This window comes from Streptomyces verrucosisporus (assembly GCF_017114865.1).
Classification (GTDB): domain Bacteria; phylum Actinomycetota; class Actinomycetes; order Streptomycetales; family Streptomycetaceae; genus Streptomyces; species Streptomyces fenghuangensis.
This window is the reverse complement of record NZ_JADEYH010000005.1, coordinates 67,990-89,511: the sequence shown is the minus strand read 5'-3', so window position 1 is coordinate 89,511 and position 21,522 is coordinate 67,990. Positions and strand designations below refer to the sequence as shown.

The window sequence follows — 21,522 nt, the reverse complement described above, 5'->3', positions numbered from 1 at the left end:
GCCTCGCCGCGGGGAGCGCCCGGGGTGACGCTCCCGAGGCCGAAACGGCCTCCGCCCCGCCGACAGGGCGGGGCGGGGCGGAGGCACCGGATCACCTGTTGACGCAGACGTTCCCGGAGGACGAGTTCAGCGCGCCGATGACGGTCAGCTGGTTGCCGCAGAAGTTGAGGCCGAAGTCGACCGGTACCTGCACCACGTTGCCGCTGAGGACACCCGGGGACCCGAAGGCCACCGCCCCGGCGTAGGCGCCGTAGCCTCCGTCGCGGCCGCCTCCGCGGTTGTCGTCCCCGCCCTTGCGGTGGTCCTTCTCGTGGCCCTTGCCGTCGTCCTTCTTGTGTCCCTTCTCCTGGTCCTTCTCGCGGCCCTTGCCGTCGTCCTTCTTCCGGTCCTTCTTCCGGTCCTTCTTGTGACCGTCGCCGTGGTGGCCCTGCTCGTGGCCGCCCTTGTGACCGCCGGGCTGGTCTCCGCAGGCAGACGCGGCTCCCGCGCCGCCGAGAACCAGGGCGCAGGCGGCCGCGGCGATCGCGGCGGTCTTGGCGATACGGATCATCGCCGTTCTCCTTTCGGGATTCTTCGAACCGTGGTCGATCCGGGCTGTGAATGGGTTGTCCGGTCCGGAAGCGGTCCAACAGCGGTGATGCGCAGGACCACCCGGAGGGCCCAGCGGGATCACCGTTCCGGTGCTCTCCTGTGGGCCGTACCGCCGCAAGCGGATGCCGTACGCGCCGGAAGCTGATCCGGGCGGTCACACGCTCGGCGCAACCCCCGCGCGTCACCTCCGGCGAGGGTGCACACGTCTGCCATGGTTTGCTCCGATTTGAACGGTATCGATCGGAGAAAGTCCATGCGTGTTTCCCTGGGGCTCACCAGCCGAGGAGTGCTGTGCGCACTGGCAGCCGCGGCCCTGGCGATGGCGCTGCCGCCGACCGCGGCCGCGCCCGCGCCCGGCGAGGCGCCGCGCATCCCCTTCGGGGAGCGGTACCGCGCCACCCAGCACGGTGGCATCGTGCGCGCCGCCAACTCGGCGGCCACCTGCCTCGCTCCCGCCGCCACCGGCACGCCGCCGTGCGCACAGGCCCGGAAGGGGGCGGCGAAGGGGAACAACGGCGACTACGAGATGACCTACGTCGACATCGACGACGACCCCAACACCTACAACTCCGGCAGCGCGGAGCTGCGCCTGCCCGCCGGGGCGCGCGTCACCTACGCCCGGCTGTACTGGGGCGGCAACCTCCGGGTCGGCGAACAGAAGCCCCCCGAGGACAACGGACGGGTTCTGATCGCCGAGCCGGGCGGCCGGTACAAGGAGGTACTCGCCGACACCGTCGTCGGCCACCGCCGCACCCCGGTCATGGACGGCTACACCGCCTCGGCCGACGTCACCGGCCTGGTCGCGCGGTCCGGCGGCGGCTCCTACACCGTCGCCCAGCTCAACGTCGCCGCGGGCCGCTCACCCGCCGGTGCCTGGGGCGGCTGGACGCTGGTGGCGGCCTACGCCCACCCGAAGGAGCCGCTGCGCCACCTGGTGCTCATGGACGGCTACGAGGCCATGACCCCCTCCAGGGGCGCCCTCGAGATCACCGCCGAGGCCCTGCCGGTGCCGCCCGGGGCGTCCGGGGCCGCGGGCGTGGTGGCCTACGACGGCGACCGCGGCCGGGGCGGGGAGACGCTGACGGTGGGCACCGGGACCGCACCCGCCCACCGGGTGCGCGACGCGGCCAACCCCGCCGACGACCCCATGAACTCCACGATCACCGACCACGGCCGCCCGGCGCCCCGCGTGCCCGCGTACCCCGACACGCTGGGCTACGACTCCGACATTCACGGCATCACCCCCGCGCTGGTGCGCGGCGGCGACTCGCTGACGTTCCGCTTCACCACCCGTGATGAGGGCTACCAGCTCGGAGCGGTCTTCCTGCAGGTCGACGCACGCCGCTGAGAGCCGCGGACCGGCGCCCTCGGCACGACGTCAGAAAGCTTCGGCGAATGGGGAGTTCACGCGTGTCCCACAACGATCGGCAAGCGGTTCCCATGACGGTGCTGCACTTCTCCCAGCCCGTGGACGGCGGGGTGGCCAGGGTCGTCACCGACCTGGTCCGCGCCCAGACCGCGGTGGGAACGCGCGCCGTGGTGGCCTGCCCGCCCGGCGGCGCGCTGGGCCGGGACGCCGCCGCGGCCGGCGCGGAGGTGGCCGACTGGCCCGCGCTGCGCGAACCGAGACCGGGCCTGTACGGCGAGGCGGTGCGGGCCGCCCGGCTGGTGCGGCGCGTCCGCCCCGACCTGGTGCACACGCACAGCGCCAAGGCAGGACTGGCCCTGCGGCTCGCCCTGCGGGGCCGCGTCCCCACCGTCCACCAGCCGCACGCCTGGTCCTTCGAGGCGGTCGGCGGGACGACCGCCCGGCTGGCCCTGTACTGGGAGCGGCTGGCGGCCCGCTGGGCGGACCGCGTGCTGTGCGTGGCCGGCGACGAGCTGCGGCACGGCGAGGCGTCGGGAGTGCGCGCCCGCTGGGCGGTGGTCCACAACGGCGTGGACACCGGCCGCTTCCGCCCGGCGGACGAAGCCGCCCGCGCCCGCGCGCGTACCGCCCTGCCCGCGCTCGCCGGGGTGCCGCCGCACGCCCCCCTGGCCGTCTGCGTCGGCAGGCTGTGCCGGCAGAAGGGGCAGGACGTACTGCTGCGGGCCTGGCCCGAGGTCGCCGCCCGCGTCCCCGGCGCCCAGCTGGTACTGGTCGGCGACGGCCCGTCGCGCCGGGAACTGGCCTCGGCGGCGCCCGCGGGGGTGCTGTTCGCCGGGGCGGCACAGGACACGGCGGCCTGGTACGCGGCGGCCGACGCGGTGGTGCTCCCCTCCCGCTGGGAGGGGATGGCGCTCGTCCCGCTGGAGGCGATGGCCTGCGGCCGCCCGGTGGTGGCGACCGCGGTGACCGGCGCGGCCGAGAGCCTCCCGCCGGGCCGCGCCGCCGAATTCCTGGTCCCGCCGGAGGACCCCCGCGCCCTGGCCCGCGCGCTGGCCTCGCTGCTGGCCGATCCGCCGCTCCGGCACGAGCTGGGGCCGCTGGCCGCCGAGCACGTCAGGGCCTTCCACGACGTACGGCACACGGCCGAGCGGGTCGCACGGCTGTACGCCGAGGTGCTGGCCGAGCGGTCCGCCGCCGCGCCCGCACGCCGGCGGATCCGCACGCCGGCCCCCACCGCCGGCCGCCTTCCCCGGCCGGCCGCCGAACTCCCGTCCCGCACCCATCCCGACCCCCACCCCGATACCAGGGAGCACATCAGGCGATGACCACGGACAACACCGGGACATCCAACCCGAGCCGGGTCCTGCCCCTGCCAGAACCCAAGCCCCGCACCGCGGCGACCCACGTCGGCCCGCCGCGCGGACCGGCGCAACGGCCGCTGCCGCCGGCTCTGCGCGGCAATCCGCACCGGCGCCGCGCGGCCGCCCTCCTCACCGCCGCCGACTGCCTCACCGCGGTCACGGCGGCCGCCGCCGTGACCACCGTGACCGCCGCGCCCGGAGCGGGCGGCGGCGGGGGACCGCTCGCGGCCGCGGTGCTGTGCGCCGTCCTGCTGGCCGTCCTGTTGCCGCTCAACGCCCGCGCCGGCCTCTACCGCACGGCCCTGGCGCCGACCGCGCTCGGCGAACTGCCCGCCCTGCTCGGAGGTACGGCCGCCGCCTGGTGCGCGGCCGCCGCGCTCCCGGCCGCGGCCTGGGAGGGCGGGGCCCCGGAGTGGACGGTCCTGGCGGCCGCGGTGGCCGCCCACACGGCCCTGGCCTGCGTCGCACGCGGCGCCGTCCACCTGGCGCGCCGCCGTGCCGGACGCCGCAGACCGCGCTCCGCCCTGGTGGTCGGCGCCGGGGAGGCGGGACGGCGCGTCACCACCGCCCTGTACGAGCACCCCGAGTACGGGATGCGCCCGGTCGGGGTGGTCGAGCCGGGGGGAGAACCGGCCGACGCGGCACTGGCCGAGGGCGTCTCGGTGCCGGTGCTCACCGGACGCGAGGACATCGTCCGCGCCGCCATCCAGAACGCCGTGCGCGACGCGGTGTTCACCCGCGACCCCGGCACGGACCCGGAGGCCGCGGCGCTCGTACCGATCTTCACGGACCTGGACTGCACCGTGTGGGTGGTCGGCGCGGCGTCCCCGGCCGCGCACCCGGCCGCCGCGCCCCACGCCCGCGGCGCCGGACGTACGGCCGAACAGCTGTGGGGCTTCCCGTGCCGCCGCCTGGACCCGCGGCCCCGGCACCGCCGGGCCGGGCTGCGCGGCAAGCGCGCCCTGGACGTCGCGGTGGCCGCCGTGGCACTGGTGGCCGCGGCCCCGGTGCTGCTGGCCTGCGCACTCGCGGTCCGGATCGTCGACGGGCCCGGGGTGATCTTCCGTCAGGAGCGGATCGGCCTGGGCGGGCGTCCGTTCACCGTCCTGAAGTTCCGCACCCTGCGCCCCCGCGACGAGCACGAGTCGGCGACACGCTGGAACGTCGCCGACGACCGCCGGATGAGCACGGTCGGCCATGTGCTGCGCCGCACCTCGCTGGACGAGCTGCCCCAGCTGTGGAACGTACTGCGCGGCGACATGAGCCTGGTCGGACCCAGGCCCGAACGCCCCTACTTCGTCCAGCACTTCAGCCGGCTCCACCCCGGCTACGCGGCCCGCCACCGGATGCCCGCCGGGATCACCGGGCTGGCCCAGGTGCACGGACTGCGCGGCGACACCTCCATCGAGGACCGGGCGCGGTTCGACAACCACTACATCGAGACCTGGTCGCTGTGGCAGGACGTCTCGATCCTGCTGCGCACCGCGGGCTCCGTCCTCCGGCTCGGGGGCAGCTGAGGTGACGACGGCCACCACGGTCAACGCGGCCGGCACGGCCACCGCGCAGCCCGCGGGGCCTACCGGGCCCGGGGCCCCCGTGCGGGCCCCGGCCCCCGGGCCCCGCGGGACCCGTCCCGCGAAGGCGGCAGCCGCCCACGGGCCGGTGCTGCCCGCGCTCGCCACCGTCCTGCTGGTGTGCGTGCCCGCGTACCGGGAGCCCGGCGGGGGAGGCGCGGGCCCCACCCTCGCCGACGCCGCCTCGGGCGTCCTGGTCGTGTGCTGCGCCGCGTGGGCGCTGCGCACCCGCGCGCGCCCGCTGGACGCCACGGCCGCCGCCGTCCTGGCGGCGCCGGCCGCCGGCCTGGCGCTGGCGGCGGTGACGGCCCAGGACCCCGTGGCCGGCCTCACCGGCTACGTCCGCCTGCTCCAGGTGTTCGTCCTGGTGCCGGCCGCCCTGGTGCTCGCGCTGCGCTCGCCGCGGCACGCCCGGCCGGTCGCCGCCTCGCTGGTGGCGGTCGCCGTGGTGCAGGGCGCGGTCGGCGTCCACCAGTACCTCACCGGCACCGGCGCCTCGTACCGGGGGGAGAGTGTCCGGGCGGTGGGCACCTTCGGCCCGGCGGACGTCATGGGGATGGCCTCCGCCGTCTCCTGCGGCGTCGTCGTCGCCCTGGCCGCCGGGCTCGCCCCGCCCGCCGGAGCACCCCGGTGGCTGCGGCCCGCGGCGCTGGGCACCGCCGCCGCGCTCCTGGTACCGCTGGTCCTCTCCTTCAGCCGGGGGGCGTGGATCTCCACCGCCGCCGCCTGCACGGTGGTGCTGCTCCTGACGGGCCTGCGGACGGCCCTGTGCGCCCTGGCGGCCGCCTCGGCCGCCGCGGTGGTCCTGGTCGGCGGATTCGGCGTGGGCGGCGATCTCGTCGCCGAGCGCGCCGCCAGCATCACCGAGGTCGCCGCGGAACCCGACCAGTCCGTGACCGACCGCTACACCATGTGGGCCGCCGCCGTGGAGATCTGGCACGAGAACCCGCTGACCGGGGTGGGCCCCAAGGGCTTCGCCGAGCACCGCGACTCCCACGCCTCCCTGGCCCTGTCCTCGGCGAGCGACACCGCCGGGGCCGGGCAGGACTTCCACCGCCAGCCCCTGCTGTCCCCGCACAACATGTACCTGCTCCTCCTGGCCGAGCACGGGCTGGCCGGCGCCGTCGCCGTCACGGGCGGCTGGGCCGCGCTGCTGGTGCTGGGCGTGCGGCGGCTGCGGCTGGCACGGGCGGCGGGGCGGGATGCCGACTGCGGCCTGGCCGCGACCGGCCTGCTCGTCCTGGTCTGCGTCGACTTCCTCTACGCCGACATCGGGGGCCCCTCCACGGTGCTGACCGCCGTGGCGCTCGGCCTGGCCGCCTGGTGGGCACTGGCGCCCGCGGCGGCGGCCGGCGGCGCGGCCACCGGCCGCGCGCGGGGCGCGAAGGAGGCGGGCGCACGGTGAGCACCAGTACGGCGACCGGCGCGCCCACCGCACCCCCGCCGCCCTCCGGGCCCTCGGCCTCCCCGGCCGCACCCGCCCCCGGCTCCGGTTCCGCGCCGGGCAGGCGGTTCGTCGCCCGGGCCGCCGCGGCCACCGCCGTCCTCACCGCCGCCGGCTCCTTCTTCGGCCTGGTGCGGGACCAGACCATCGCCCACCTGTTCGGCGCGGGCAGCGAGACGGACGCGTTCCTGGTGTCCTGGACCGTCCCCGAGTTCGCCTCGACGATCCTCATCGAGGACGCCATGGCACTGGTGCTGGTCCCGGCGTTCAGCCTCGCGCTGTCGCGCCGCGCCGCCGTCCGCGGGACCGGGGGGGAAGGCACCGGCACCCTCACGGAGGATCCGGCGAACCCCGACGACCCGGTGCGCGCGCTGCTGACGGCCACGCTTCCCCGGCTGCTCCTGGCGATGACGTGCGCCGCCGCGGCCGTGGCGCTGCTGGCGCCGTTGCTGGTGGGCGCCCTCGCACCCGGCCTGGCCGACCCCGGCCTGGCGGTGGACTGCACCCGGCTGACGGCCGTCACCGTGCTGGGCTTCGGAACCGCCGGGTACTTCAGCGCGGCCCTGCGCGCCCACCGCAGCTTCGTGCCCCCGGCGGCGATCTACTGCGCGTACAACATCGCCGTCATCGCCGTGGTGCTGGGGCTGCACGCCCGGTGGGGGGTGCGCGCCGCCGCGCTCGGGGTGGCCGCGGGAAGTCTGGCGATGGTCCTGGTCCAGCTCCCGGCGTTCTGGCGGCGCCTGCCCCTGCGCACCGCCGGGACCCGGCGCGCGCGCCGGGGCGCCCGCGCCGCACGTGCCCAGCGCGCCGCGGCGCCGGTGGGCTGGGGCGTGGTCGCCCCGGTGGCCGTCTTCGCCCTCTCCCGCCAGTCGCAGGTGCTCGTCGAGCGCTTCCTGGCCTCCGGACTGCCGCCCGGCGCGATCTCGCACCTGAACTACGCGCAGAAGATCGCCCAACTGCCCATGACGTTCTCCCTGCTGCTGTGCACGGTCACCTTCCCCCTGGTCGCCCGGGCCATGGCCGACGGCCGGACCGAGCGGGCCCGGCGGCGCGTGGAGCGCGATCTGGTGCTGGCCGCGACGGTGGTGCTGCTGGGGGCCGCGTACGTGATCGCCTACGCCCCCCAGATCGTCCAGCTCCTCTTCGAGCGGGGCGCCTTCGGCGCCGCGGACACCGCCGCCACCGCCTCGGTCATGCGCGTCTACGCCACCGGGCTGCTCGGCCACTGCCTGGCCGGCGCCCTGGTGCGGCCGTTCTTCGCCACCGCCCGGCCCGTCTGGTACCCGGCCGGCGCGATGGCAGCCGGCCTGCTGCTCACCGTCGCGGCCGGCGCCCTGGCGGCACCCCACTGGGGCGTCCACGGCATCGCCGCGGCCAACGCCGCCGGGATCACCACCACCGCGCTGCTGCTCCTGTGCGGGCTGCGCACCCGCGTCCTGCCCGTCCGGGTGCGGACGGTGGCGGCCGGTCTGGTCCGGCTCACCCTGGCCGCCGCCGCGGCCACCGCGGCAGGCCTGGCCGCCGCGCCGCTCCTGCCCTCCCCGCTCCCCACCGCCGTCGCCGGGGCGCTGGTCGTCCCGGCCGCCTTCACCGCCGCCGCGCTCGCCGTCCGGGCGCCCGAAGTACCGCAACTACTCACCGCCGTCACACGAAGGTTCCGCCATGCCCGCTGATCCGGCCCACACGACCGCACCCGCCCCCTCCGCCGTCCCCGCCTCGCTGCCGCGGCCGCGGCCGGTGCGCCCCTGGGTGCTGATGTACCACTCGGTGGCCGAGCACACCGAGGACCCCTACAACGTCACCGTCTCGCCGGGCCGCCTGGACCGCCAGCTGCGCTGGCTGCGGCGGCGCGGCCTGCGCGGAGTGGGGGTGGGCGAGCTGCTGCGGGAGAGAGCGGCCGGGCGCGGCGCGGGCCTGGTGGGCCTGACCTTCGACGACGGGTACGCCGACTTCATCGGGGAGGCCGTGCCGTTGCTGCGCCGCCACGGCTGCACCGCGACCGTGTTCGTCCTGCCCGGCAGGCTCGGCGGCGACAACGAGTGGGATCCGCTGGGCCCGCGCAAGCCGCTGCTGACCGAGGCGGGCGTCCGCGCCGCCGCCGGCGCCGGAATGGAGGTCGGCTCCCACGGGCTGCTCCACCTCGACCTGACGGCGGCCGACGACGAGACCCTGCGCCGGGAGACCGAGGGCAGCCGCGATCTGCTGGAGGAGATCACCGGGCGCCGGGCGGACGGCTTCTGCTACCCCTACGGCACGGTCGACCACCGCGCGGTGCGGGCGGTACGCGCGGCGGGCTACGCGTACGCCTGCGCCATCGACCCCGGCCCGCTGACCGGCCCGCACGCCCTGCCCCGCGTCCACATCGGCGAGGAGGACACCTCGCCGCGGCTGTACGCCAAGAGACTGCTGCACCCCCTGCGGCGCCGGGCCCTGCCCAGCGGGCCCACCGCCCCGGCCGCCGGGCCCCTCGCCGGGGCCGGACGGTGACGGCGGCGCGCGGGACGGGCCGCACGCCCGGAGAGCGGGCCCGGGCCCGGACCCGCGGTGCGGGAGAGGAGGACCGATGAGAGTGCTGCACGTCATCACCGGCCTCGGCGCGGGCGGCGCCGAGCAGCAACTGCGGCTGCTGCTGCGCCATCTGCCGCTGTGCTGCGACGTCGTCACCCTGACCAACCCCGGCGCGGTCGCCGCGGGCATCGAGGCCGACGGCACCGCCGTCACCCATCTGGGGATGCGCGGCAACCGCGACCTGTCCGCCCTGCCCCGGCTGGTGGACACCGTCCGCGCCGGGCGCTACGACATCGTCCACACCCACCTGTACCGGGCCTGCGTCTACGGGCGGATCGCCGCGCGGCTGGCCGGGACGCGCACCGTGGTCGCCACCGAGCACTCCCTGGGCGAGCGGCGGATCGAGGGCCGCCCGCTCACCCAGGGAGCCCGCGCCCTGTACCTGGCGACCGAGCGCATGGGCACCGCGACCGTCGCGGTCTCCACCACCGTCGCCTCCAGACTGCGCCGCTGGGGCGTGCCCGGCTCACGCGTCAAGGTCATCCCCAACGGCATCGACGCGGCCCGGTTCCGCTTCGACCCCGTGGTGCGGGCCTCGGTGCGCAACCGCCTGGGGCTGCCCGCGCACGCCCTGGTGGTCGGCGGCGTCGGACGGCTGGTGCCCGGCAAGCGCTTCGACATCGCGGTGCGGGCCGTCGCCCAGCTTCCCGGGGCCCACCTGGTCCTGGCCGGGGACGGGCCGGAGCGCGGCAGGCTGCGCGAACTGGCCGCCGGTCTCGGCATCGCCGACCGCGTACGGCTGCTGGGGGAGTGCGGGGGAGCGGTGGGGGCCGAGCCGGGCGGGCACGAGGGCCGCCCCGACATCCCCGGGCTGCTCAGTGCCATGGACGTGTTCGTCTCGCCGTCGGCCGAGGAGGCCTTCGGGCTGGCCGTGCTGGAGGCGCTGGCGGCCGGACTGCCCGTGCTCCATGTGACCTGCCCGGCCATCGACGAACTGCCGCGCTCCCACGCCCCCGGGGCGCACCGCGTCGAACCGGGGGTCGCGAGCCTGGTCGCGGCGCTGCGCGAGCCGTCGTCGGTGCCGCCCGGCAGACGCCGGGCCCCGGTCTGCGAGGCCGTGCGCCGCTACGACGTGGCCCGCGGTGCGGACCGGCTCATGGCCCTGTACGAGGAGCTCCACGGCCGCGCCCCCGCGCGGCCGGCCGCGGGCGCCGCCGCGCATGCCGCCGTACGCGCCCTCGCGGCGTCCCTGCCAGCCCCGGCCGTCCCGACCACCTCCGCCGCCCAGACCGCCCCGACGACGAAGAGGTAGCCCGCCTTGAGCGAGACCCTGACCGAGCCGCGCACGACCGAGCCGAGCACGACCGAGCCGCCCGAACCGGCCGAAACGACCGCGCCGCCGCGCGGCACCGGTCCGCTCGCCCGCCTCCCGTCGCCGAGGCGGACGCCGTCCCCGCCCGCCTGGTGGCCGCTGGCCCTGGGAGTCCTGCTGGGCCTGGTCGGTGCGGTGGCCTACTGCCTGCTGGCCACGCCCCGCTACACCGCGACCAGTTACGTGGTCGTGGTGCCGGGCCCCGGGGCGGACTCCGCGGCCGCCCTCGGCTTCGCCCAGGCGTACGGCCGCGTCGCCACCGACAGCGCCGTCCTCGCCGACGCGAGGGCGGCGGCGAGGATGCCGGTGGAGGAGCTGCGCGACGCCGTGCGCTCGGCCACCTCCCCGGACGCCCCCATGGTGGAGATCACCGGTACCGCGTCCAGCCCCGGCCGGGCCGCGGCCACCTCCAACGCGGTGGCCAACGCCCTGACCAGGACCGGGAACCAGGCCACCGGCAGTACGGGGGTGAGGCTGTCGCTGTTCGCCCCGGCGCTCGACCCCACGGAGCCCGCCTCGCCCTCCGCGGCGCTCGCCGTCGCGGTGGGCATCTGCGCCGGCGGGCTCGTCGGCGGCCTCGCGCTCCTGGCCGCGCCCCGGGGCCGCCGCTCCCCGGCCCCCGCCGGGGCCGCGGACCGGAGCGCCCGCGCCGAGCGGCCGGCGCCTTGCGCCGACGAGCCCTGTCCACCCGAACCCTCCGCTCCGGAACCCTCCGCTCCGGAACCCTCCGCCACGTCTCCCGCGTCTCCCACGCCTCCAGCCCAGGCCGGGCCCGCCGCGGACTCCGGAGTCCCCGCACCCGCCGTCAAGGCCGCGGCCAAGGCGGCGGCAGCGGCCGCGGCGTCCGTCTCCGCGTCCTCCGGCAGGGAGGCGGCCGGGGAAGGGGCGCCGGAGGAACGGCGGAAGCTGGGCCGGCGGTCCGCCCGGTGAACCGCCGCACACCCCGTACCCCGCCCCGGCCGGTGTGTTCGCCGGCCGGGGCGGGGCACGAGGCGTGCGCTTTGGTACCCGGCCGCCCGGGGCCCGGCCGCCTAGGGCCTCCGAGCCCAGGAGAGGGTGACGCACAGCCGCCGGTCGCCGAGCCAACCGCCCAGCCAGTCGCCCAGATCCACGCAGAACTCCGGCCGGTTCCGCCCCGGCCGCGAGGCGCCGGGCGTCATCCTCTCCCGGAAGACCGCGGAGGACTCGGGGTTCTCCTCGCACCGCCACACACCGTGCGGACAGTAGTCGCTGATGGTGTGGTAGAGCGGCTTCTGCTCCTCGATCCAGTCCAGCATGCGGCGCATGTACTCGGCGTTGTCGCCCCTGCGGAACAGCCCCCATTCGGGATAGGAGACCGGCTTTCCGCGCGCGGCGGCGAAATCCACCTGGTGCCGGAGGCCGTAGGGCTGGTTCACCTGGTCGTCGAACGTCTCGCCGGGCGGCTGGTCGTAGGAGTCCATTCCGATGATGTCGACCACGTCGTCACCCGGGTAGCACTCGGTCCAGCCGATCGCGTCCTCTCCCCGGCTGGGCGCGAAGTCGAAGCGGAACCGCTGCCCGTCCACCGACCGCATGGCGTCGACGATGCGCCGCCAGTACGCCTTCCACGCCCGCGGGTCCGGAGCGCAGCGGTGGGTGTATGTGGTGCCGTTCATCTCCCAGCCCAGCACGATCACCGTGTCGGGCACCCCTGCGGAGACCAGGTGCCCGGCCAGGGTGCGGAAGTGGTGGTCGAAACGGCCTCCGGCGCCCTGGGCGAGCAGCTCGCGCACCTCGTGGTCGGGGACGCCGGCCTCGTTGCGCGCCTGCATCGGCACGTTGAGCACGAACAGCCGGTCGGGGTCGGCACGCCGCCACTCGGCCCAGGGGCGCAGGAAGTACGGGTCGCTCTCGATGCGCTCCCAGGTGTCGCCCGGCAGATAGGTGTGGCCCACCCGCAGGTCCGCACCGCCGAGCCACCGCCGCAGCTCCGCGATCCGCCGCACCCCGTCCGAGCCCGACCCGAGGAAGGCCCCGGCGGCCACGGAGGAGGAGCCCGCCCCGTCCGGCGGGCGGGGCCCGTCACCGTCCCCGAAGGTGCCGGTCGCCAGGGCGCCGCCCGCCACCAGTGCGCCGGCGACGACGGCCCCGGCGCACGCGGCCGTCAGTCCGCGGCGCCGGGCGGGCGCCGCGGACTTCCGGTGCCGGCCGGTCCTTCCCGGTCGGAGGTGTCGATGGGGCATGGTGCCTCCTTGCTGCGTCGCCAGAACGGCCTGCTCGTTCTCCCCGGCCCTGCGCGTCTTTTCCGAGACACTAATCGGAGAATCCCTCAAATGATCCGCAGGGCTGCATTCTGATAACCCGTTCGCTTTCTTCGTCGCTCACTCGGCCCAGCGCCGGGGGCGGAATTCCGGACAGCCGGCGGTGCCGAGGGTCCGGGAACCGGATGGACCGCCGGTGGAACACCGGAGGGGAACGGAGAGGGGTGGGGAATCCCGCGGAGCGCCCAACGGCCCCGTGGAACACCGGAGAAAACCAGAGAACACCAGAGAAAACCCCCAAGGAAGAACTCCCGAGGAACACCGAGGACTGCGCACCATGTCGCCACCGTTCGACACCGAGGTACCCGTACTGCTGCTGAGACTCGACCGGAACCCCTTCCACCACGGCACCCTGGGGGCCATCAGGTCCCTGGGGCGCGCCGGTGTCGAGGTCCACGCCGTCGTCGATTCGCCGCACTGCCCCATCGGCCGCTCCCGCTACCTGCGGCAGGGTCACCAACTGCCGGCGGACGGAGTCCGCGGCGCCCACCGGACGGGAGAGACGGTCGACGCCGGCGGTGCGTCGGACGACCGGCTGGAGCGGACGCTCCGTCAGATCTCCGACCGCATCGGACGACCCGCCGTCCTGATCCCCATGGACGACATGGGTGCCATCGCCGCGGCCCGGCTCGCCGGACGGCTCGCCGGGCGCTTCCTGCTGCCCGAGCAGCCGCCCGGACTGCCTCAGCGGGTGGCCGACAAGGCCCGCCTGGCCGCCATGTGCGCGGAGCTGGACATCCCTCACCCGCCGACCGTCAGTCCGCGCAGCGCCGGTGAGGCCGCCGTCGCGGCCCGGGAGCTGGGCCTGCCCCTGATCGCCAAGTGGAGCCGCCCCTGGCTGCTGCCCCAGGGCGGCACACTGCGCAGCACCACCGTGGTCACCACGGAGGACCAGGCGCGCGCCCTGTACCGGCGCAGCGGCGAGGCCGGCAGCCGGCTGCTGCTCCAGCGATTCGTGCCCGGCGGCCGCGACACCGACTGGTTCTTCCACGGCTGCTTCACCGGCGGCGCGGTCCGCCTCGCGGGAGGGGCCGGGCGCAAGGAGCGGTCCTGGCCGGTCGGCGCCGGCCTCACGGCGGTCGGCCGCTGGCTGCCGAACCCCGAGGTCGAGCGGGCGGCGCGGCTGCTGGCCGAGCATCTGGACTACCGGGGCATCCTCGACCTGGACTTCCGCTTCGACGCCGCCACCGGCGCCTACCGGCTGCTGGACTTCAACCCCCGTCCCGGCGCGCAGTTCCGGCTGTTCACCGACCGCTCGGGGCTGGACGTCGTACGCGCCCTGCACCTGGACCTCACCGGCCGCACCGCCGTCCCGGCCGACCCCGTGCCGGGCCGCCTCTTCGTCGCGGAGAACTACGCCCTGCTCTCCTCGCTGGCGGCACTGCCCTCCGAAGGACTGCCGCTCATCGCCGCCCGGCGCGGCCGCAGGGCCGCCGCGGGCGGCATGGGCGACGCGCAGGACGCGGGCGGGGGGAGGGGCGAGCCGCGCGAGACGGAGACCGCCTGGTTCGCCGCGGACGACCCCGCGCCCTTCCTCGCCATGACCGCGTCCTGGCTCGGGCAGGGCGGGCGCAAGGCCGCGGTGCGTCTGGGGCGGCGCCTGCTGCGCCCGGGACGGCCGGCGGTCCGCGAGCCGGCGCCGGAGGGCGCGGGCGGCGGGAGCGGCCGGACCGGCACGGCGGGAGCGCCCTTGGGAGCGCCCCGGACCCCGGCGGACCTGCGCACCCCCGAACACCCCACGGCATGACGACCCCACGACGAGAGAACGGTGACCGACCATGTACGACCTGGTAGTTGTGGGCGCGGGCCCCTACGGACTGTCGATCGCGTCCCACGCGGCGGCGGCCGGGATCGGGGTGCGCGTCCTCGGCCGCCCGATGGCCTCCTGGCGGGACCACATGCCCGAGGGGATGTTCCTCAAGTCCGAGCCCTGGTCCTCGAATCTGTCCGACCCCTCCGGCGAGCACACCCTGGCCGCCTACTGCGCCTCCCGGGGCCTGCGCGCCGAGCACGGCAGCCCGCTGCCGATCGGGGTCTTCACCGAGTACGGGCTGTGGTTCGGGCGTTCGGCCGTGCCGTCGGTCGAGGAGGAGACGGTCGTCTCCGTGCGCCCCCGGACCGAGGGCTTCCTGGTGGAGACCGGGACGGGCGAGGCGATCCTGGCGCGGACGGTGGCCCTGGCGGTCGGCCTGATGCCGTTCGCCCACCGGCCCGAACCGCTGCGGTCCCTGCCCCGCGAGCTCGTCACGCACAGCAGCCACCACCAAGACCTGTCGCGCTTCCGCGGCCGGGACGTCACGGTGATCGGCGCCGGTCAGGCCGCCCTGGAGACCGCGGCCCTGCTGGCCGAGTGCGGCGCCCACCCCCGGGTGGTGGCCCGCGCCGGCGGCGTCGCCTGGAACACCCCGCCCCAGCCCCTGGAGCGCTCCGCGCTGCGCTCCCTGATCGATCCGCACTGCGGGCTGGGCACGGGCTGGCCCAGCTGGGTGTGGTCCGAGAGGCCCTGGGTGGTCCGCCGCCTGCCCGGCGCGCTGCGGACGCGGATCGTGGACCGGGCGCTGGGCCCGGCCGGGGCCTGGTGGCTGCGCGACCGCGTGGAGAGCCGGATCCCGGTGCTGCTCGGCCAGCGGCTGCGGGCCGCCGCCCCGGCGGGCGGGGGTGTGCGGCTGAACCTGGAGACGGCCGAGGGGGCCGCGACGACCCTGGAGACCGACCATGTGGTGGCCGCCACCGGGTTCGTCCCGGACATCGGGCGGCTGGGCCTGCTGGACCCGTATGTGCGCAACAGCCTGCGGCTGGCGGGGACCGGCCGGGCACCCGAGGTGGACGGCCGGTTCGAGTCGTCGGTGCCGGGCCTGTTCTTCGCCGGGCTGCTGACGGCACCGTCCTTCGGCCCGTCCATGCGGTTCGTCTACGGGGCCGGTTTCACGGCGGAGCGTCTGGTGCGCGGGGTCCGGCGCCGGCTGGGCGGGCGGCGGGGAGCCCCGGTGCCCGGCAGCCGGCGCTCGGCCGGCGCCCGGGCCACGGCGCCCCTGGGCTGAGCCGCGCGTTCCCGGGCCCGCGCCGCCGCGGGCCCGGGAACGCGCGCCGTGGCCGGCGGGCGGTCCGCCGGAGGTCCGCCCGGTTGCGGGAATCCGTTGGCGGCGTCCGAAGTCTTGACGCTTTCTGTCATGCACCCCACGATCTATGGGAGCGCTCCCAGGTGTTGTGGGGCGTATCTCGTCATGCCGTCGCGTCGCCCCGTCCGTTTTCCCCACGCCGGAAGGACCGAACTGTGACACCTCATCCGCCCCCTCAGCCCCGGGCGACGCGCCGCCCGCACCGCGGCAGGCGCCGCGTGATGGCCGCCGTGGCCGCCGCCGGACTGCTGGCCGGTGCCCTGACCGTCCCCGCGCTGGCGGCCGAGTCCGCCGACGGGCCCGAACTGATCACCAACGGCGACTTCTCCAACGGCACCACCGGCTGGTGGTGGACGGAGAACAGCCCCGGCGAGGTCGTGGACGGCCGCCTGTGCGCCGAGGTGCCCGCCGGCACGGAGAACCCCTGGGACGCCATCGTCGGGCAGAACGGCATACCGCTCGCCGTCGGCGAGGGCTACGAGCTGAGCTTCACCGCCAGCGCCACCGAGCCGATCACCGTCCGCACCAACGTCCAGATGGCCACCGAGCCCTGGACCACCGAGCACGCCTCGGCCGACCAGGTCGGCGCGGAGGCGAAGACCTTCACCCACGTCTTCACCGCGGGTGCCGACCACGAGGCCGCCCAGCTCGCCTTCCAGATCGGCGGCAGCGAGCAGGCGTACACCTTCTGCGTGGACGACGTCTCGCTCACCGGCGGCGCCGAGCCGCCCGTCTACGAGCCCGACACCGGCTCGCCGGTACGCGTCAACCAGGTCGGCTACCTCACCGAGGGGCCCAAGAACGGCACCTTCGTCACCGACGAGACCTCGGCCCTGACCTGGACGCTCAGGGACGCCGACGGCACCGAGAAGGCCTCCGGCACCACCACCCCCGCAGGCGTCGACCCCACCTCGCGCCAGAACGTCCACACCTTCGGCTTCGGCGACTTCACCGAGGCGGGCGAGGGCTACACCGTCACCATCGACGGCCACACCAGCGAGCCCTTCGACATCGGCGACGACCTGTACGCGCAGCTGCGCTCGGACGCGCTGGCGTACTTCTACCACAACCGCAGCGGCATCGAGATCGACGCCGACCTGGTGGGCGAGGAGTACGCCCGTCCCGCCGGGCACGTCGGCGCCGCGCCCAACCAGGGCGACACCGAGGTCCCGTGCCAGGAGGGCCTGTGCGACTACACCCTGGACGTCTCCGGCGGCTGGTACGACGCCGGTGACCACGGCAAGTACGTCGTCAACGGCGGCATCTCCGCCGCCCAGGTGATGTCCAACTACGAGCGCACCCTCACCGCCGAGGGCGCCGACGGCACTCCGCTGGGCGACGGGGAGCTCCGTGTGCCCGAGCGCGGCAACGGCGTCCCGGACGTGCTGGACGAGGCCCGCTGGCAGATGGACTTCCTGATGCGGATGATGGTGCCCGTCGGCGAGGAACTCGCCGGCATGGCCCACCACAAGATCCACGACCGGGCGTGGACCGGACTGCCGCTGCTGCCGCACCAGGACCCGCAGCCGCGCGAGCTGCACGCGCCGTCGACCGCCGCGACCCTGAACGTGGCCGCCACCGCCGCCCAGTGCGCCCGTCTGTTCGAGCCCTACGACGCGGACTTCGCCGACCGCTGCCTGGACGCCGCCGAGACCGCCTGGGCCGCCGCCAAGGCGCACCCGGACATGCTCGCCGACCCCAACGACGGCACCGGCGGCGGCGCCTACAGCGACAACGACGTGTCCGACGAGTTCTACTGGGCCGCGGCCGAGCTCTTCGTCACCACCGGCGACGAGACCTACCGCCAGGAGGTCATGAACTCCCCGCTGCACGGCGACACCGACGCCGTCTTCCCGCGCGGCGGCATGTCCTGGGGCGCCACCGCCGGCCTGGGCGCGCTCAGCCTGGCCACCGTGCCCAACGAGATGACCGACGCCCAGCTGAAGGGCGTGCGCGCCATGGTCACCGAGGCCGCCGACGGCTACGCCGCCGACTCCCGTGGCGCCGCCTACGGCGTCCCCTACGCCCCGCAGGACAACCACTACGTGTGGGGCTCCAACAGCCAGGTCCTCAACAACATGGTGGTCCTGGCCACCGCGCACGACCTGACCGGCGAGGCCGCCTACCGCGACGCGGTGCTGCGCGGCATGGACTACCTGCTGGGCCGCAACCCGCTCAACCAGTCCTACGTCACCGGCTACGGCGAGCGCGACTCGCGCAACCAGCACCACCGGTTCTGGGCCAACCAGCTCGACCCGGACCTGCCCAACCCGGCACCCGGCTCCGTCGCGGGCGGCCCGAACGTCGAGATCCAGGACCCGATCGCCCAGGACAAGCTCCAGGGCTGCGCCCCGGCGATGTGCTACATCGACCACATCGAGTCCTGGGCCACCAACGAGATCACCATCAACTGGAACGCCCCGCTGGCCTGGGTCGCCTCCTACCTCGACGACCTCGGCCGGGGCGGCGACGGCGGCGAGGACCCGGGCGAGACGCCCTCCTGCGAGGTCACCTACTCCTCCAACCGGTGGAACAGCGGCTTCAGCACCAACGTGACGGTCAAGAACACCGGCACCGACACGCTCAGCGGCTGGGAGCTGACCTGGTCCTTCGCCGACGACCAGAGGATCACCCAGGCCTGGAACGCCCAGGTCGTCCAGACCGGGCGGGACGTCGTCGCCAAGCCGGCGCAGTGGAACAGCACCATCCCGGCGAACGGATCCGTGAGCTTCGGCTTCAACGGAACCTCCGGCGGCCAGGCGGCCGACCCGGACGCCGTATCCCTGAACGGGAAGGCCTGCACGGTCGAGTGACCTGACACACCTTCGACCGCGCACCACCCGACCGGAGGGCCGGGGCGCCCCGAACCGGGGCGCCCCGGCCCTCCGCCGTCGGTCCGGCCGCCGGTTCCGCCGTCAGTCCTGCCGCGGCCCGTCGCCGTCGCCGGCCGGAGCGCCGGCCGGAGCGCCGACGACGACGGTGGCGTACAGCTCCTCGCAGACCGCCGTCCGGGGCACCAGACCGGCCCGGGTGACGGCCTCGGCCGTTCGCGTCGCCTGGTGCCCGCCCGTCTCCACCAGCAGGCACCCGTCCGGCGCCAGCCACCGCGGCGCCTCCTCGATCACCCGCCGCTGGACGCCCAGCCCGTCCGGCCCGCCGTCCAGCGCCCCCGGCGGCTCGTGCTCGCGGGCCTCCGCCGGCAGCAGCCCCATCTCACCGGTGGGCACATAGGGCGCGTTGGCGAGCAGCACGTCGACGCGGCCGCGCAGCGCAGCGGGCAGCGGGGCGTACAGATCGCCCTCGTACACCCGGCCCCCGGCGGCTGCGAGATTGCGGCGCGCGCAGCGCACCGCGGCCGGGTCGACGTCGGCGGCGTACAGCTCCACCCCCTCCACGGCCGCCGCCACCGCGGCGCCCACCGCGCCCGAGCCGCAGCACAGATCGAGCACGACGGCGCCGCGCCGGCGCCCGGCGAGCGCCGCGGCACGCCGGGCGAGGAACTCGGTACGGCGGCGCGGCACGAAGACCCCGGGCTCCACCGCGATGCGCAGACCGCGGAACTCCGCCCAGCCCAGGACGTGTTCGAGCGGAAGTCCGCCCGCCCGGCGCTCCGCCATGGCGGCGAGCTCACCGGGGTCGCGGGCGGCGGACAGCATCAGCCGCGCCTCGTCCTCGGCGAAGACGCAGCCCGCGGCCCGCAGCCGGGCGGCGACGGCGGACAGGGCGGAAGGAGCGGAGAAGGGGGAAGGGTGGGACATGAGGGCCTTTCGGAGTGCCGAAGGGCGCTCTCGCGGTCACCCGCGCCGGGGAACCGGCGCCTTCGCGGGACCGAGGGACGAGAGAGCACTGCCTGACCTGGCGTCGACCGGTCCCACCCCCTCGCGTCGCACTGCGTTGCGGAGCGGCAACACTACAGCACCGCGGCCGTCCGTCCGGCGGGTCCGCCGACCCGCCGGCCTTCTCCGGTCGCGGCCCGGCCGGGCCCGTCACGGGACGAGGCTACGGCTCCTCCCGAAGCCCGGCCATGGGGACACCCCCGGCCGTGCGGCGGGTCGGCGGGGGAGGTTCGGGGTAGCGGTGGACTCGGGCCCGCCGCCGAGGCGGGCCCGGAGACTCCGTCCACAGGAGAGGCTGCGAAGACGTGTCACAGAAGGTGCGGGCGGTCATCGCCCGGCGGAAGAACGAGCCGGTCACCGTCGAGACGGTCGTGGTACCCGACCCCGGCCCCGGCGAGGCGGTGGTGAAGGTGCAGGCGTGCGGGGTGTGCCACACCGACCTGCACTACCGCCAGGGCGGCATCTCCGACGACTTCCCGTTCATGCTGGGGCACGAGGCCGCGGGCGTGGTGGAGGCGGTCGGCGAGGGCGTGACCGAGGTGGAACCCGGCGACTTCGTGGTCCTGAACTGGCGGGCGGTGTGCGGACAGTGCCGCGCCTGCCGCCGCGGGCGCCCCTGGTACTGCTTCGCCACCCACAACGCCGCGCGGAAGATGACGCTGGAGGACGGCACCGAGCTGACCGCCGCACTGGGCATCGGGGCGTTCGCGGACAAGACCCTGGTCCACGCCGGGCAGTGCACCAAGGTCGACCCGGCCGTGTCACCGGCCGTCGCCGGCCTGCTGGGCTGCGGTGTGATGGCCGGCCTCGGCGCCGCGCTGAACACCGGGAACGTCCGGCGCGGCGACAGCGTGGCCGTCATCGGCTGCGGCGGGGTGGGCGGAGCGGCGGTGATGGGCGCCAACCTGGCCGGGGCCTCGCGGGTCATCGCCGTCGACATCGACGACCGCAAGCTGGCCACCGCCCGGAAGCTGGGCGCCACCCACACCGTCGACTCCCGCGAGAGTGACCCGGTGGAGGCGGTGCGGGAGCTGACCGGAGGGTTCGGCGCGGACGTGGTCATCGACGCCGTCGGCGTTCCCGAGACCTACCGGCAGGCCTTCTACGCCCGGGACCTGGCCGGGACGGTGGTGCTGGTGGGGGTGCCCACCCCCGAGATGAGGCTGGAGCTGCCGCTGCTGGACGTCTTCGGGCGCGGCGGGGCGCTGAAGTCCTCCTGGTACGGCGACTGCCTGCCCTCCCGCGACTTCCCCATGCTCATCGACCTCCACCTCCAGGGCCGGCTGGACCTGGACGCGTTCGTCAGCGAGACCATCGCGCTGGACGGGGTGGGGGAGTCGTTCGACCGCATGGTGGCCGGCGACGTGCTGCGCTCGGTGGTGGTCCTGTGAGCACCGTACGCGTGGACCACCTGACCACCTCCGGCACTTTCTCCCTGGACGGCGGCACCTGGGAGGTGGACAACAACGTCTGGATCGTCGGCGACGAGGACGAGGCGCTGGTCGTCGACGCCGCCCACGACGCCGACGCCATCGCCCGCGCGCTGGGCGGGCGGCGGCTGACCGCCATCGTGTGCACCCACGCCCACGACGACCACATCGGCGCCGCCCCGGCCCTGGCCGAGGCCACCGGCGCGCCCGTCCTCCTCCACCCCGACGACCGGCCGCTGTGGGACCTGACCCACCCCGGCCGGGCACCGGACGGGGAACTGGCCGACGGCCGGACGCTCACCGTCGCCGGGACCGGGCTGACGGTGCTGCACACCCCCGGCCACGCGCCCGGCGCGGTCTGCCTGTACGCCCCGGCGCTGGGCACGGTCTTCACCGGCGACACCCTCTTCGCCGGCGGCCCCGGGGCCACGGGGCGGTCCTTCTCGCACTTCCCGACCATCATCGACTCCATCCGCGACAGGCTGCTCACCCTGCCGCCGGAGACGGTGGTGCGCACCGGCCACGGCGAGTCCACCACCGTCGGCGCCGAGGCGCCCCACCTCCAGGAGTGGATCGACCGGGGCCACTGAGCCCGCGCCGGCGCGGGCTCGGAGGTGCGGGCCGGGACGGCCCGGC

At 76.0% G+C, this 21,522-nt stretch carries 16 protein-coding genes; 13 read left to right on the top strand and 3 right to left on the bottom strand.

From position 1 onward, the window contains the following. Nucleotides 1-91: 91 nt before the first annotated feature. Nucleotides 92-550: a chaplin gene (locus IQ279_RS27870; protein ID WP_241027824.1), complete on the bottom strand. Its 459-nt coding sequence runs from the start codon at nucleotides 548-550 to the stop codon at nucleotides 92-94. A gap of 294 nt (nucleotides 551-844) precedes the next feature. Between IQ279_RS27870 and IQ279_RS08810 the strand changes: the two genes are divergently transcribed. From IQ279_RS08810 to IQ279_RS08775, 8 genes are all read left to right on the top strand, one after another. After that, nucleotides 845-1,939, top strand: coding sequence for a hypothetical protein (locus IQ279_RS08810; protein WP_206347795.1), 1,095 nt, complete (start codon nucleotides 845-847; stop codon nucleotides 1,937-1,939). 92 nt (nucleotides 1,940-2,031) lie between these two features. Then, nucleotides 2,032-3,285 (top strand): glycosyltransferase family 4 protein, encoded by a 1,254-nt coding sequence (locus IQ279_RS08805; RefSeq protein WP_241027844.1) that lies wholly within the window; start codon nucleotides 2,032-2,034, stop codon nucleotides 3,283-3,285. Continuing rightward, nucleotides 3,282-4,838: an exopolysaccharide biosynthesis polyprenyl glycosylphosphotransferase gene (locus tag IQ279_RS08800; protein ID WP_206347793.1), complete on the top strand. Its 1,557-nt coding sequence runs from the start codon at nucleotides 3,282-3,284 to the stop codon at nucleotides 4,836-4,838. The genes IQ279_RS08805 and IQ279_RS08800 overlap by 4 nt, the downstream gene beginning before the upstream one ends. Nucleotide 4,839: 1 nt before the next feature. Continuing rightward, entirely contained in the window at nucleotides 4,840-6,300 is a 1,461-nt protein-coding gene (locus tag IQ279_RS08795) for an O-antigen ligase family protein (protein ID WP_372445103.1), read from the top strand. Next, nucleotides 6,297-8,012 carry a lipid II flippase MurJ gene (locus tag IQ279_RS08790; protein WP_206347792.1) on the top strand — a complete coding sequence of 572 codons (1,716 nt, stop codon included), beginning with the start codon at nucleotides 6,297-6,299 and terminating at the stop codon, nucleotides 8,010-8,012. Before IQ279_RS08795 ends, IQ279_RS08790 begins: the two co-directional genes overlap by 4 nt. Beyond that, nucleotides 8,002-8,826 carry a polysaccharide deacetylase family protein gene (locus IQ279_RS08785; RefSeq protein WP_206347791.1) on the top strand — a complete coding sequence of 275 codons (825 nt, stop codon included), beginning with the start codon at nucleotides 8,002-8,004 and terminating at the stop codon, nucleotides 8,824-8,826. Before IQ279_RS08790 ends, IQ279_RS08785 begins: the two co-directional genes overlap by 11 nt. 76 nt (nucleotides 8,827-8,902) lie before the next feature. After that, nucleotides 8,903-10,159, top strand: a complete 1,257-nt coding sequence (locus tag IQ279_RS08780) for a glycosyltransferase (RefSeq protein ID WP_206347790.1) — start codon at nucleotides 8,903-8,905, stop codon at nucleotides 10,157-10,159. Nucleotides 10,160-10,165: 6 nt separating this feature from the next. Next, complete coding sequence (locus IQ279_RS08775) at nucleotides 10,166-11,149, top strand: YveK family protein (protein WP_206347789.1); 984 nt, start codon at nucleotides 10,166-10,168, stop codon at nucleotides 11,147-11,149. Nucleotides 11,150-11,250: 101 nt separating this feature from the next. Here IQ279_RS08775 and IQ279_RS08770 read toward each other — a convergent pair whose 3' ends face one another. Next, nucleotides 11,251-12,423, bottom strand: coding sequence for a glycoside hydrolase family 26 protein (locus IQ279_RS08770; protein WP_206347788.1), 1,173 nt, complete (start codon nucleotides 12,421-12,423; stop codon nucleotides 11,251-11,253). Nucleotides 12,424-12,778: 355 nt separating this feature from the next. On the opposite strand from IQ279_RS08770, the gene IQ279_RS08765 reads away from it, so the two are divergent. From IQ279_RS08765 to IQ279_RS08755, 3 genes are all read left to right on the top strand, one after another. Continuing rightward, nucleotides 12,779-14,248, top strand: coding sequence for a carboxylate--amine ligase (locus tag IQ279_RS08765; RefSeq protein ID WP_206347787.1), 1,470 nt, complete (start codon nucleotides 12,779-12,781; stop codon nucleotides 14,246-14,248). A 31-nt stretch (nucleotides 14,249-14,279) separates the two neighbouring features. Beyond that, complete coding sequence (locus IQ279_RS08760; RefSeq protein WP_206347786.1) at nucleotides 14,280-15,542, top strand: NAD(P)-binding domain-containing protein; 1,263 nt, start codon at nucleotides 14,280-14,282, stop codon at nucleotides 15,540-15,542. 299 nt (nucleotides 15,543-15,841) lie between these two features. Then, nucleotides 15,842-18,433, top strand: a complete 2,592-nt coding sequence (locus tag IQ279_RS08755) for a glycoside hydrolase family 9 protein (RefSeq protein ID WP_206347785.1) — start codon at nucleotides 15,842-15,844, stop codon at nucleotides 18,431-18,433. Nucleotides 18,434-18,535: 102 nt separating this feature from the next. Here the strand turns inward: IQ279_RS08755 and IQ279_RS08750 are convergent, their stop codons facing one another. After that, a complete protein-coding gene (locus tag IQ279_RS08750) occupies nucleotides 18,536-19,378 on the bottom strand; it encodes a putative protein N(5)-glutamine methyltransferase (protein WP_206347784.1) in 843 nt (280 codons plus the stop codon). A gap of 383 nt (nucleotides 19,379-19,761) precedes the next feature. Between IQ279_RS08750 and IQ279_RS08745 the strand changes: the two genes are divergently transcribed. Further along, on the top strand, nucleotides 19,762-20,847 hold the full coding sequence (locus IQ279_RS08745; protein ID WP_206347783.1) for an S-(hydroxymethyl)mycothiol dehydrogenase: 1,086 nt from the start codon (nucleotides 19,762-19,764) through the stop codon (nucleotides 20,845-20,847). Next, entirely contained in the window at nucleotides 20,844-21,476 is a 633-nt protein-coding gene (locus IQ279_RS08740) for an MBL fold metallo-hydrolase (RefSeq protein ID WP_206347782.1), read from the top strand. The genes IQ279_RS08745 and IQ279_RS08740 overlap by 4 nt, the downstream gene beginning before the upstream one ends. The last annotated feature ends 46 nt before the right edge of the window (nucleotides 21,477-21,522 follow it).